The 13,757-nt window shown below is 32.9% G+C and carries 14 protein-coding genes; 1 reads left to right on the top strand and 13 read right to left on the bottom strand.

All coding sequences use genetic code 11. The features are described from left to right. Positions 1-14: 14 nt before the first annotated feature. From acsD to BET03_RS03925, 13 genes are all read right to left on the bottom strand, one after another. Positions 15-959, bottom strand: a complete 945-nt coding sequence (acsD, locus tag BET03_RS03985) for an acetyl-CoA decarbonylase/synthase complex subunit delta (RefSeq protein ID WP_120167537.1) — start codon at positions 957-959, stop codon at positions 15-17. A 30-nt stretch (positions 960-989) separates the two neighbouring features. After that, positions 990-1,757 carry an ATP-binding protein gene (locus tag BET03_RS03980; protein WP_120167535.1) on the bottom strand — a complete coding sequence of 256 codons (768 nt, stop codon included), beginning with the start codon at positions 1,755-1,757 and terminating at the stop codon, positions 990-992. Positions 1,758-1,834: 77 nt separating this feature from the next. Then, a complete protein-coding gene (lpdA, locus tag BET03_RS03975; protein WP_120167533.1) occupies positions 1,835-3,208 on the bottom strand; it encodes a dihydrolipoyl dehydrogenase in 1,374 nt (457 codons plus the stop codon). A gap of 17 nt (positions 3,209-3,225) precedes the next feature. Beyond that, positions 3,226-4,125 (bottom strand): methylenetetrahydrofolate reductase, encoded by a 900-nt coding sequence (locus BET03_RS03970; RefSeq protein WP_120167531.1) that lies wholly within the window; start codon positions 4,123-4,125, stop codon positions 3,226-3,228. Between the two features lie 39 nt (positions 4,126-4,164). Then, entirely contained in the window at positions 4,165-4,809 is a 645-nt protein-coding gene (locus tag BET03_RS03965) for a methylenetetrahydrofolate reductase C-terminal domain-containing protein (protein ID WP_120167529.1), read from the bottom strand. A 28-nt stretch (positions 4,810-4,837) separates the two neighbouring features. Beyond that, positions 4,838-5,710, bottom strand: coding sequence for a bifunctional 5,10-methylenetetrahydrofolate dehydrogenase/5,10-methenyltetrahydrofolate cyclohydrolase (locus tag BET03_RS03960; RefSeq protein WP_120167527.1), 873 nt, complete (start codon positions 5,708-5,710; stop codon positions 4,838-4,840). A 22-nt stretch (positions 5,711-5,732) separates the two neighbouring features. After that, the gene (locus BET03_RS03955) at positions 5,733-6,374 is read right to left on the bottom strand and encodes a cyclodeaminase/cyclohydrolase family protein (protein ID WP_120167525.1); all 642 of its coding nucleotides are present in this window, start codon (positions 6,372-6,374) and stop codon (positions 5,733-5,735) included. A gap of 29 nt (positions 6,375-6,403) precedes the next feature. Next, on the bottom strand, positions 6,404-8,080 hold the full coding sequence (locus BET03_RS03950; protein ID WP_120167523.1) for a formate--tetrahydrofolate ligase: 1,677 nt from the start codon (positions 8,078-8,080) through the stop codon (positions 6,404-6,406). Positions 8,081-8,116: 36 nt separating this feature from the next. Continuing rightward, the gene (locus BET03_RS03945; RefSeq protein ID WP_279230333.1) at positions 8,117-8,893 is read right to left on the bottom strand and encodes an ATP-binding protein; all 777 of its coding nucleotides are present in this window, start codon (positions 8,891-8,893) and stop codon (positions 8,117-8,119) included. Positions 8,894-8,912: 19 nt separating this feature from the next. Next, the gene (cooS, locus tag BET03_RS03940; RefSeq protein WP_120167511.1) at positions 8,913-10,805 is read right to left on the bottom strand and encodes an anaerobic carbon-monoxide dehydrogenase catalytic subunit; all 1,893 of its coding nucleotides are present in this window, start codon (positions 10,803-10,805) and stop codon (positions 8,913-8,915) included. A gap of 550 nt (positions 10,806-11,355) precedes the next feature. Then, positions 11,356-11,640, bottom strand: a complete 285-nt coding sequence (locus BET03_RS03935) for a DUF8180 domain-containing protein (RefSeq protein WP_243096853.1) — start codon at positions 11,638-11,640, stop codon at positions 11,356-11,358. A 27-nt stretch (positions 11,641-11,667) separates the two neighbouring features. Next, complete coding sequence (locus BET03_RS03930) at positions 11,668-12,084, bottom strand: DUF3842 family protein (RefSeq protein ID WP_120167509.1); 417 nt, start codon at positions 12,082-12,084, stop codon at positions 11,668-11,670. Positions 12,085-12,107: 23 nt separating this feature from the next. Continuing rightward, complete coding sequence (locus BET03_RS03925) at positions 12,108-12,296, bottom strand: CooT family nickel-binding protein (protein ID WP_120167507.1); 189 nt, start codon at positions 12,294-12,296, stop codon at positions 12,108-12,110. A 288-nt stretch (positions 12,297-12,584) separates the two neighbouring features. On the opposite strand from BET03_RS03925, the gene BET03_RS03920 reads away from it, so the two are divergent. After that, positions 12,585-13,733 carry an aminotransferase class V-fold PLP-dependent enzyme gene (locus BET03_RS03920; RefSeq protein ID WP_120167505.1) on the top strand — a complete coding sequence of 383 codons (1,149 nt, stop codon included), beginning with the start codon at positions 12,585-12,587 and terminating at the stop codon, positions 13,731-13,733. Positions 13,734-13,757: the final 24 nt, after the last annotated feature.

The raw sequence follows: 13,757 nt of genomic DNA, 5'->3' as shown, positions 1-13,757 counted from the left end.
TAAATTAATTTAGTTTAGTGCAATTCACTTACAAATTTTTTCATTACTTCTAATGATTTCGGATGTCTTAAAACTACTGCATTTGAACCAACTGTAATTACACTAGCTGCAGTAGATATTTCCATTGAAATTCCCCTATCTTCTCTACTTCCCCACTCTGGTACATCATTTTCATCTGCCATAGATTCTTTAACATTCCATGTTTCAAAAGAAACAGGCGTAATTATAGGCATTTGTAGGGTTTTATCATTTTGATTAAATAAAGCTAACCTAATTCTATCTACAGTTGATACTAAGTATTCAAATCCATATCCAACAGCTGAATTACCTACATTCATTACTATATCTTCACCTTTTACTCCCAATTGAGTTAATAATACGTTTAACTGCTTAGCTAAGTTAATGTCTACTGATGACTCCGCACCTAGTTTATGATCATAAGCTAAAGCTACTCCAGCACCAACAGCCTTATAGTTTTCTTCAGTAGCTGATAAGAATAAGCAATTATGTCCTTGAACTGCTGGGGCTACCTTTTCAAATAACTTTGCATCCTTTTCATGATTATTAGTTCCTGCTATAACTAGGGGTAAGGAAATAGCTTCAGCAACAGCCTTAGCAACCTCTGCACATTCTTCTGGAGATTTATCTAATTCATTAGGATCGGCTCCTTTAAATCTTAAACATATAAAATCTGGCTTAATCTCTTTTTCAACAAATTTAGCCCATTCAACTGGGTTATCAGCAACATCTTTATATAGTTCTTTTAATGAATCTACCCAATCTTCTGGATAAACATCTAATATTTCTATACCAAGTTTTGGAGAATTTCCAATATCACCATCAAAATCATAAAATGGTATTACATTTTCTCCACCAATTTTTATTGCCTTTTCTCCCTTTCCTATCTCTACTTCTTGAACCTTACCCTTTGACTTTTGGACTGACATTTTAAATGCCACTAATATCGCCTCCTTAGTATAGTTTATTTCTTAAAGTTTAATCTTTGAAAAGATATCCTTTAATGCTTTTTTAGATACAGAGTCTTCTGGCAATTCTACTAAAGGTGTACCTTTTGCATCATATTCATATACTTTCATATCCATTGGTACTACTCCTAATAAATTTAGTCCCTGTCTTTCTATTTCTTCTTTTATTCCATCAGCCAATTTTCCGTCTGGAGCTTTATTTACAATTAGGTGAATATCACCAACATTAAGTTCCAATTCCTTTACAAGCTCTTTTATTCTTCCTACCGCTTGTATACCTCTTCTTGAGCAATCACTTATTAATAGTAAAGTATCAAGTTTTTTTACAACTTTTCTGCTTAAATGTTCCATACCTGCTTCATTATCTATAACTATGTATTTGTAGCTTTCAGAAAGTGTATTTATTTGGTTTTTTAATATTCCATTTACATAACAATAACATCCTTCCCCTTCAGGTCTACCCATAACTAAAAGGTCATATCCATTACCTTCAGTTATGCCTGTATTTAGGCGATACTTTAAATATTGAGCCTTAGTCATTCCTCCCGGAAAGCTATTTCCAGCCTTTTCTGTTTTATTTACTTCTTCCTTTATTCCACCTATAGTTATATCTACTTCTTCACCTAATACTTCATTTAAATTTGCATTTGCATCTGCATCAATGGCAATGATAGGTTTCTTATTAGTTTTTACAAGATAATCAATTAAAAGCCCTGTTAAAGTTGTCTTACCAGTTCCTCCCTTACCTGCTACAGCTATTGTATAGTTCATAAATAATACCCCCTAATATGCAATCAATAACTGGGAATATGGGTGTAGCCTAAACACAGCCTACACCCATATTCTTACTAAACAGAATGGACACATTGATTGTGTACATCATGTAATGCTTCCATTATACCCTCTGATAGTGTTGGATGGGGATGAATGACATCGCCTACTTCTTCTACTGTAAGTCCAAGTTTCACCGCTAAAGTTAATTCTGCCAATAGGTCAGTTGCATGTGGTCCAACTATTGCTGCACCTATAATTCTGTCTTCATTATCAGCAATTACTTTTACAAATCCTTGAAACTTTCCTATAGCCTTTGCCTTTCCTAAGCCTCTAAATTGGAATGTGCCTGTTTTGTATTCTATTTTCTTTTCCTTTGCTTCTTTTTCTGTAATTCCTACTGCTGCAACTTCTGGATCTGTGTATACACATCTAGGTACAGCTTTATAATCTATCTTTTTGTCTTTTCCAAGGGCATTTTCTACTGCAATTATTCCTTCCTTAGAAGCCACATGGGCAAGGAAAGGACTGTCTACTATATCACCTATTGCATATACTCCTTCAACATTTGTTTCCATTTTTTCATTAACTACTATCTTTCCATTTTCAATCTCAATTCCTAATTCCTCTAATCCTATATTCTCTATATTTGGTTTTCTCCCCACTGCAACTAACATCTTTTCTGCCTCTATTGTCTTACCCCCATCTAGGTAAGCTGTTACTTTTTTACCTTTAATTTCACATTTTTCTATTTTTTTGTTAGTCTTTACTTTTATTTTATCTCTTTTAAAAGATCTTAGCAACTGCTTGGCCACATCTTTATCCTCATAATTTAATAGCTGCTTTGCCATTTCTACTATTGTTACCTTTGTTCCAATTTTTTTGAAAAATTGACCGAATTCACATCCAATTACTCCTCCACCAACAATAATCATAGATTCAGGGGCATTTTCCAGTGCAAGTGCTTCATCACTAGTTATTACATTTTCACCATCATAGGGAAATATAGGAGGAACTATAGGCTTAGACCCAGTAGCAATAATAATCTTATCTCCTTCAATTACTTCTTTAGTACCATTTTCCTTAGTAACTTCTATCTTATTTTTATCTATTAATTTTCCAAATCCCCTAACAAGCTTAACGCTTTTTTTATCAAATAAAAACTGTATACCTTTTATCATTTCCTCAACTATTTTATTTTTTCTCTCCATCATTGAGGCAAAATCTACTTTTACATCACCATTAATTTCAATCCCATATTCCTTAGCTTTATTAACCATATCAAAGGCTTCTGATGAGGCTAATAATGCCTTTGTAGGTATACAGCCTACATTTAAACAGGTTCCTCCAACTTCTTTTTTTTCTATTAAAGTTACATCTGCTCCAAGAATAGCAGCCTTTATGGCTGCTACATATCCTCCTGGTCCTCCTCCTAATACTAATATCTTCATATTCTCACTCCTTTAGTTTAAGCATTAGCTGCATAACTTGGAGTTAGATTTGCCTCATCAAGTATTACTGGTACGTTTTCTTCTGCTCCAATTGCCATAATATGTACACCATCACATAAATTTTCCTCTTTTAATTGTTGAATAAGCTCTGCAGCGATTTTTATTCCTTCTTTTTTCTTGTCTTCAGCATTCTTCATTCTTTCTATTAGCTTATCTGGCACATTTATTCCCGGTACATTTTTATTCATAAACTTAGCCATGCCAGCAGATTTTAAAGGAATGATTCCAGCTAAAATTTTACAATCTAAATCTTTAGTTAATTCCCTAAATTTTCTCATGGTTTCAATATCAAAAACACCTTGAGTTTGGAAAAATCTAGCTCCTGCTTTTATCTTCTTTTTCATTTTAATAATTTGAATTTCTAATGGTTCATACTCTGGAGTTACACATGCCCCTAAATAAAACTCTGGAGCCTTGTTTAACTCATTACCTGCCATATCTTTACCATCCATTAAAGTAGTAGCAGCTTGTAATATTCCAATACAATCTAAGTCATATACAGGCTTTGCCTGAGGATGGTCCCCTACAACTGTATGGTCTCCTGTTAAACACAATACATTTTCTATTCCAAAAACTCCCGCTGAAAGAAGTTCCCCTTGTGTAGCAATTCTATTTCTATCCCTTCCAGTTAACTGAAGTACTGGTTCTAATCCTTCTTCTTTTAGTATCTTACAAGTTGCTAAGGAAGTAACACGCATTACTGCAGATTGAAAATCTGTTACATTTACTCCATGAACTCTTCCCTTCATAAGTTGAGCACATTTTCTTAAATGTGAAATATCTGTTCCCTTAGGAGGAGCCATTTCTGCTGTAATTGCAAATTCTCCATTTTCTAAAACCTCTCTGAGTAAGCTCATCTAAAATCCCCCTTTTTAAACACATCTTTATTTTTTCTATTATCTGATACTCACCTTACTAGGATGTACCCATTTTTGATAATCAGTAGGAGGCTTTACTTCTTCTAGATTTTCTAATTTATCCATTTCTTTTAATTTTTCATAGATCATAACCCACGCACAATCATTATCTGAATTAACTTCACATTTTCCGTCCATAGCCCCTCCACAAGGGCCATTAATTAGACTCTTTGGACATTTTGTTATAGGACATATACCTCCTGTCCAAGCTAGTTGGCAATCTCCACATGCTCTACAAGCCTCTTCAAACTTTCCTACTCTTTCTATTTCACCTATAAATAATGTGTTTGTTCCAGGATAAACTGGTACCTTAACTACCTTTGCTACAGTCTGAGTTCCATCTCCACAAGAAAGTGATATTAAAGCATCTGCTTCTTTTAACTCACTTTTAAGTTTTTTCATATCTTTTCTTACTTTTAAGTAATTACATGCAGGGTCTAATACTTTATATCCTAGAACCTCTTTTCCCTGCTCCTCTAAAATTTCTTTTAGCTTTAAAATCTCTTCTTCTCCCCCAGATTTACATGTTGTTGCACATAAACTACATCCTGTAATAACTACTTTTTTACAATCTTTAATACTTTCTAAAATCTCTTCAATAGGCTTTTGCTCTGAAATTATCATTTCCTGTCCCCCTTTTTAATTACAATTTTTAAACAAGAGCCTCAGCAAGCTTTTCTGTCTGCATTTTACATGCCTTTACTACATGTCTTGCTAATATTGAAGTTGTAACAGAACCAACACCCTTTGGAACAGGAGTAATCTTTGAAGCTTTTTCTTTTACATTGTCAAAGTCTACATCTCCACATAATTTTCCGTTCTCATCTAAATTAATACCAACATCTATCACAACAGCACTATCTTTTACAAAGTTTTCTTTTACTAGTCTAGGTACACCACAAGCTGCAACTAATATATCAGCATTTCTTGAAGCTTTAGCTGTATCTTTAGTATCAATATGACATATAGTAGGAGTTGCAGCCTCATTTAATAATAAAAGTGCTACAGGCTTACCAACAACATTTGAAGCACCTATAACAGTAACATCTGCTCCCTTTAATTTAACATCATAATGTTTTAATATTTCCATTACTGCAACTGGTGTACATGGTGAAAATCCAGAATCATCACCCTCATAAAGCTTTCCTTCATTAACAGGACTAAAGCAGTCAACGTCTTTTTCAGGTGCAATTTCATATTTAATTACTGATTCATCAAGATGCTTTGGTAATGGTCTAAATACTAATATTCCATGAACCATTTCATCATCATTTAACTTATGTAACTCTTTTATAAAATCATCCTGTGAAATATCTTCAGGAAGTTCAACTACTTGAGGCTCTATACCTACCTTTTCACATCTTTTTAATGCTCCTCTCTCATATGCCAAATCATCTGGTTTAGCTCCTACTCTAACTATTGCTAGCTTAGGAACAATACCCCTATTTTTTAATTCTTCTACATCTTTTTTTACTGTTTCAGTAATCTTATCAGCAACTGGTTTACCATAGATAACTTCACCCATCTTAAATCCCCCTTTTTTTAATTTATTTAGATAGAATTTTTTCTACTTTTACATAAACTTCATCTGCTATTTTTGATCCTTCATTTACTAGTTTTTCTGTTTTTTCCTTTACTCTATTTACATATTCCTCATCTTTTATCATGTTTATATTAATAATTACATTTAGTTGTCCACTTATAAGGGCAGATTTCAAACATTGTACACCTACTCCCACATCACTTATAGCCAGCCTTGAACCCTTATCTACTAGCCCTTGATGTAGCTTTATAGCTTCATAACACGTTTCAACTATTTTTATAGGTACTTCACAAGCCTTTTTAAGAGCCTGTTGCATAACCTTTTCCTTTTCCTTCTTCTCTTCTTCAGTATTTGCTGGCATTCCATATGCCTTTGAAAGTGGTAAGAAGTTTTCAGCATCTTCATCTACCATATCTAAAAGATCTTTCTGCAAATCTTCAGCCCTTTTTAAAATTCGTTTTACATCATCTTCATACTGTGCATACTTTTTCTTGCCTACAGTTAAGTTGCATACCATACCAGCTAATGCAGTTCCAATCCCTCCTACTAAAGCTGCTGCTCCTCCACCACCAGGTACAGCAGCTTTAGAGGAGAGAAGATTTACAAACTCATTACAGCTTTTTTGTACTAATCTTTCTTTATCCATCTTCTCCCCTCCATTTATGTTTCTGTTTATTAGAATAAGCCTGTTATTGTTCCATCTTCTTTTACATCTATTTTTTCAGCAGCAGGAGCCTTTGGAAGTCCTGGCATTGTCATAATATCACCGGTAAGTGCTACTATAAATCCTGCACCTGCTGATACTTTAACCTGTCTTACTGTTATATTAAATCCTTCAGGTCTTCCTAATAGGTGTGGATTATCACTTAATGAATACTGTGTTTTAGCCATACAAATTGGTAAATTACTGAATCCTAGACTTTCTAGTTTTTCAATCTCTTTATCTGCAGTCTTTGTAAATGCTACATCATCTGCACCATATACCTTTTGAGCTATAGCTCTTATTTTATCTTTTATTGATTGATTTACATCATAAGCAAACTCAAGATTGCTTTCTTCATCAACTAATTTTAATACCTCTTGAGCTAATTCTGTTCCACCTTCTCCTCCTTTAGCCCATACTTCTGATAATGCTACATTTACTCCTAATTCTTTACATTTATTTCTAATTAAATCTATTTCAGCTTCAGTATCAAATGGGAATCTATTTATTGCTACTACTGCAGGTAAGTTAAATACCTTAGTTATGTTTTCTATATGCTTTAATAGGTTTGGAAGACCTTTTTCTAGTGCTTCTAGATTTTCTTCATTTAATTTATCCTTAGGTACTCCACCATTATATTTAAGTGCTCTGACAGTAGCTACTATTATTACTGCATCTGGCTCAAGATCAGCCATTCTACACTTAATATCTAAGAACTTTTCAGCTCCTAAGTCTGCTCCGAATCCAGCCTCAGTTACTACATAATCTGCAAAGTGCATAGCCATCTTTGTTGCAATCACAGAATTACATCCATGGGCTATATTGGCAAATGGTCCACCATGAACAAAGGCAGGAGTTCCTTCTAATGTCTGTACTAGGTTAGGTTTTAATGCATCTTTAAGTAATGCTGCCATAGCTCCATGGGCATTTAAATCCCTTGCTGTAACTGGCTTATCGTCCTTTGTATAGCCAACAATAATATTTCCTAATCTTTCTTTTAAATCTGTAATATCATTAGCAAGACAAAAAGCAGCCATTACCTCTGAAGCAACTGTAATATCAAATCCATCTTCCCTTGGTACACCATTTCCTTTTCCACCTAAACCATCAGTTATATATCTAAGCTGTCTATCATTCATATCAACAGCTCTTCTCCAGGTAATTTTTCTTGTATCTATTCCTAGTTTATTTCCATGATGTAGGTGATTATCTAACATAGCAGCTAATAAATTATTTGCTGCACCTATTGCATGAATATCACCGGTAAAATGAAGGTTTATATCTTCCATTGGAACAACTTGTGCATATCCTCCACCAGCTGCTCCACCCTTTATACCAAATACTGGGCCTAATGAAGGTTCTCTTAATGCAACCATTACTTTTTTACCAAGTCTTGACAATGCATCTGCAACCCCTATAGTAGTTGTTGTTTTACCTTCCCCTGCTGGCGTTGGGTTGATAGCTGTAGTTAAGATAAGTTTTGCTTTTTTACCTTTTTTGCCCTCTTTCATTAAGTTATAATCTACCTTTGCTTTATACTTTCCATAGAGGTCTAAATCATCTTCTGTTAGTCCAATTTTTTTAGCAATTTCTCTAATGTCTTTTAATTTAGCCTCTTGAGCAATTTCAATATCAGATTTAAATCCCATCATTCTTCCCCCTTTGTTTAATATTATCTAGTTATTTTATAAGCTTAAAAGTTTAGATTTAACTTTTTTCACTTCTTCTACAGTTTCTTTACAGTAATCAAAAGGTGACATTCCTGATCTGTCGGAATCTACTATATCTTGGCTATAACGTATAAATCCTAAACATTTGTCTTTATCAACTTTACTTAAAATATATTCTTCATCTTTCTCATCTCTGATTTTGTTACCAACTACTAATGTTTTTGTAATTCCTATATCACGTCCTAATTTTTTTACTTTTTCATATGTTTGAAGACTTCTAGCCCCAGGCTCTACTACTACTATTAAGGCATCTACACCTTGGGCTGTACCTCTTCCTAAATGTTCTATTCCTGCTTCCATATCCATTATTACTACATCTTTATTCCTTAATATTAAATGTGAAGTAAGTCTCTTAAGTAGGACATTTTCCGGACATATACATCCACTTCCCCCAGTATCAACAGTTCCCATAGTAAGAAGCTTTACATTTTTATACTCAGTACAATACCTATCTGGAATGTCATCAACCTTAGGATTCATCTTAAACATCTTTCCAAAGCTACCAGGAATTGAATTAGTTCTTTCGGTAACTAAGTTTTTCATTTCAGCAATAGGTGCCATTTTTTCCATCATTTCTTCTGGAAAACCTAAAGCTAAAGCTAAATTTGCATCTGGGTCAGCATCTACTGCTAATACTCTATATCCATCAGATGCATATAATCTACTTAAAATTGCTGTAAATGTTGTTTTACCCACTCCACCTTTTCCAGTTATAGCTATTTTCATTTTCATCACCAATCCTAATTAGTAGTTATATTCCTAATTTCTCCCTCTTTTCTTCTATTCTTTGAAGCATTTGTTCAGCAGCCTTAATTGGATCTTGTTCTATATAGAATTTAGCTCCTACCATATCTTCCATTCTATTTGTCAATATATCAACAACTTCTTCACTACCTGTAACTGGTGGTACAACACCTAACCATGTATCAATACCTGTAGAAACTACATAAGTACCTATTGATACTGCTTTTTCTGACATCCATTCAGGTGCTGCTCCTACAACAGGAAGCTTAGATATATCCACATTTAGATACTTAGAAACATCTGAAACTAGATTTAGTATTCTACTTATGTCAACACATGAACCCATATGTAATACTGGTGGTATATCTACTAGCTCACAAACTCTTCTTAAACCTTCTCCAGCTAATTTTCTTGCATCTTTACTCATTAGACCTGCCTTTGCAGCAGCTTGAGCACTACATCCTGTAGTAACAACTATTACATCATTTGCTATTAATTTCTTAATCATTTCAATATGACCATAATCTTGCTTAACCTTTGGATTATTACATCCAACTATTCCTGCAGCTCCCCTTAAAACACCTGAAGTTATACAATCTGCAAGAGGTTTTATTGGATTAGAATTATCTACATTAGAATTCATTACTCTAGTTAATTGATTTTTTATACTTTCAACACTGTAGCCTACTGTAGCATGATTTTTTTCTTGTGGAATAAATACCTTTTCTCTTTGTCTATTTTTATAATTTTCAATTGCTTCTCTTACAATATTTTTAGCCGATTCAAGTGCATTTTCTTCTTCAAACTCTAAATGGGTAGCACCTTTTATTCTAGCCTTAGGTGATGTAGTAATAAATTTCGTATGGAAGCACTCTGATAGTGTAACTAAAGAAGGCATTATACATTGAACATCTACAATTACAGCTTCAACTGCGCCAGTTAATACGGCTAATTCTTGTTGAAGGAAGTTTCCTGCAATTTTTACTCCGTGTCTCATAGTAACCTCATTAGCAGTACAACACATTCCAACTAGATTTATACCTTCTGCTCCTACACTTTTGGCTAATTCAACAAGCTCAGGATCTTCAGCAGCTAAAACTATCATTTCAGATAGCGTTGGTTCATGACCATGAAGAACTATATTAACCATATTATCTTTTAAAACTCCAAGATTTGCTTCAGTTTCTCTTGGTACTGGAGTTCCAAATAAAACATCACTTATGTCTGTTCCTATCATGGAACCTCCCCAACCATCAGATAGGGCAGTTCTCATAGACATATTAATAAGACTTTCAGCATCACCAGTACATCCCATATGAGTTGAGTGCATAATAGTTGCAATTTCTCTATCTATAGCCCTTGGTTCAATATTAAGTTCCTTCCAAATTTTCTTTCTACTCTCTGGTGCCCTTTCAATAAACTCTAAAGTACCGAAAGGTTTTCCAAACTCATTTAATAGCATTTCTGCTACTTCACGTGCAACATCATATATATCTCTATTTTCTGTTTGTATCTCTAATTCATTAGCTATTTTCCTTAACTTTTCCTCATCTTTAACCTTGTAGTTCCCATCTTTATCTGCCATATAAAGAGTATGTACAATATCTCTACCATGGTCTGAATGGGCAGCTGCTCCACCTGCAACCATCCTAGCAAAGTTCCTTGCTACTATTACATCTGCTGTTGCACCACAGATTCCCTTTTGTGCTCCTTTCCCTTTAACTGGGCTTATCCTACATGGTCCCATTGAGCATAATCTACAGCAAATTCCTTTTTCTCCAAATCCACATGGTGCTTTCATTATCTTTTTTCTGTCCCACACTGTTTCAATTTTTTCTTCCTTAGCCTTCTTGTATAGCTTTTCTGTTGTTAAATCCAAAGAAATTGTTTTTTCACTCATCTTCTTCCCCCCAACTCAATAATAAATATTGAACTTTTGATACATCCCATGGTTTAATTTTGTTAATTAATTAACGTTGATTAGTTAAATATTTAACAATCAAAGTCATATTTTGTAAATTTTTTATCAAAATTGTGGAATATAATTTGAATTATTTGTCAATAATATCCTATCATATCCATTTTTATATTTCAATAGATTTATATGTTTTTTTAACTTTTTGTTGGTATTTTAAGAGTTATATTAGGTTGTCATTAGACATTCATTGGTTTTTCTTTTGTTTTTCACCATGTTAATTTATTGTTAATTTAATGATTATCTTTCCGTTATCAATTGATAATTTATTCTCATTTATATCCATAATTTTACATTTGGTATTACCACTATAATTTGTATGCAGTATGTAATTTTTTATGATTTTTATTTTATAATTTTTGTTTATAATAGGCACTTTTTATAGCAATTTTTAATTACTCAATATCATGGAATAAAAGGGGAACTAGGTCATGGACCTAGTTCCCCTTTTATTCCATTTACATATGTTTTCCATTTACATATGTTTTTTTGCTTCTAATAACATTTCATTTGCTTTTTCTATGTACTCATTTGCTTTTTTAATAAATTGAGCCGTTTTATCTTTACCCATCTCTTCAGCCTTATCAACCCACTTAAGAAAGTTTTCCTGGTGAGATTTATTATGATTTACCCAGTGTACTAATAATACCTTAAGAGTTTTTTCATCTTTATTTTCTTCATTTGAGTCAGCATTTAACCCTTGAGAAGAAATAGATTCGCTATCATCATGGTGATGATACCTTTTATCAAGTATTTTCATATTATTCCCCCCAAAATATTAAAAATATTATTTTATATTAAACTCTTTTTTCAAACACTCAATTGCATCATTTATAAGCAACATCAAAGGTTTATTTTCAAGCCCCATTAGCTCAAAGTTTTCAGGTACAATTGGAAGAAGTATTTTAAAAGCCTCTGAATCAGCAATAGCCGTTGCTATTTTAGGAGTTATTTCTCCCATCATTGAATTTGGAATTACTATAGAAACTGAGCCAATAATTACATTAGCCTTTTTGACAGATGTTACAATAGCATTCTCTCCTGTAGCACCCTTATTAGCATGATTTTTTAACATTGTAGAGGTTGCTATCGAATTACTTCCAAGGGCATAGATTTCAAAATGTGATGGTAACTCTTCCCTTAGTTTTGCTACAATTTCTCCTCCTATGCCTCCACCCATTCCATCTATTACTGCAATTATCATTTCTTAATCCCCCATATCAACTTTTACTCTTGTGAAATCAGTATTTTATGTTCAATTAATTTTATTTCTTCTATTTTTCCTTCAACTATTTTTTGGTCTCCTAAAAGTCCTGTTAAATACACTTTACCGTTTTCCGGCTTCATGTTTACTACATTTTCCATGACCTTTTTTTCTCCATCTTTAGTTATTAAATAAGCAGTTGATTCACACATTTTATTACCTCCAATTCCCTATAATTTACAAAAAGATTTCTAAAAGCCCACAATAAGGACTTAAAGAAATCTTCATGATTTCGATTCCAAAATATAACTTTTTTATTTGTTAAAACTATATCACAAGCCTACTTTTTTGTCAATATTTACAGTTATAAAGCAAGAATCCTTTTATGAGGCAATTTTGGGTAATATTTACAAATGTTATAAAAAAATATATTATAGATATAGAATAAGTTATAAAATTTCTTTTATTTATACCTATTTTTATCAAAAAGGAGGACAAGTATGGGGGTTTATCTAGATAATGCAGCTACCTCTTACCCTAAACCACCTGAAGTTGTTAATGGGATAGTTAATTATATGAATAATATAGGAACTACTTCTGGTAGAGGAGCATATAGAAAAGCTTTAGAAGCTGATAGATTGGTCTACAAAACTCGTAAATTAATAGCTAAACTCTTTAAACAGGAAAAAACTAGTAATGTAATCTTTGCTACAAATGCAACTGAAGCAATAAATACAATAATAAAAGGTATTGTTAAAAAAGGAGATCACGTTATTACCAGTAGCCTTGAGCATAATGCTGTCTGGAGATGTTTAAAAACAGTAGAAAAAGAAAAGAAAATAACTATATCTACTGTACCTTGTACTAAGGAAGGATATACAGACCCTAAAGATGTAGAAAAATATATTAGGAAAAATACATCTTTAATAATCTTTAATCATGCATCAAATGTAATAGGTACAATACAACCAATTAGAAAAATAGGAGAAATTGCTAAAAAGTATGATATTCCCTTTGTCGTAGATGCAGCTCAAACTGCCGGTATTTATCCTATTGACATTAACAAGGATAATATTGATATACTAACTTTTACTGGTCATAAAAGTCTTTTTGGTCCTACAGGTACTGGAGGCTTTATTTTGAATTGGAATGGTAATCTAACTCCTTTAAAAGAGGGAGGTACAGGTGGAGATTCATCATATGAATATCAGCCTGATTATCTTCCTAATAAATTTGAAGCAGGTACTTTAAACATTTGTGGAATTGCCGGACTTAAGGAAGGCCTAGAGTACATATTAAATACAGGCATAAATAATATATTTGAAAAAGAAAAAAAACTTATAGCTTATACTTTAAATAGATTAATGGAAATAGATAAACTTACAATATATGGTCCAAAGGACCCTGAAAAGATTGTTGGAGTAGTTTCCTTTAATATAGAAGGCCTATCTGCAGAAGAAGTAGCCTATAGATTAGATAGTGATTATGGAATCATGGTAAGGTCTGGTCTACATTGTGCACCAACTGCCCATAGCATCATTGGAACTAAAAATACTGGTACTGTAAGAATCTCAATAGGCTATTTCAATACTAAAAAAGACATTGACCTTCTAGTAAATGCATTAAAAGAAATTATCAAATTAAACTAGTTTTATCAATAACTAAGAGAATCT

The organism is Thermohalobacter berrensis (assembly GCF_003609645.1).
Taxonomy (GTDB): domain Bacteria; phylum Bacillota; class Clostridia; order Tissierellales; family Thermohalobacteraceae; genus Thermohalobacter; species Thermohalobacter berrensis.
The sequence above is the reverse complement of the archived record's forward strand: the minus strand, read 5'-3'. Positions and strand labels throughout refer to the sequence as shown.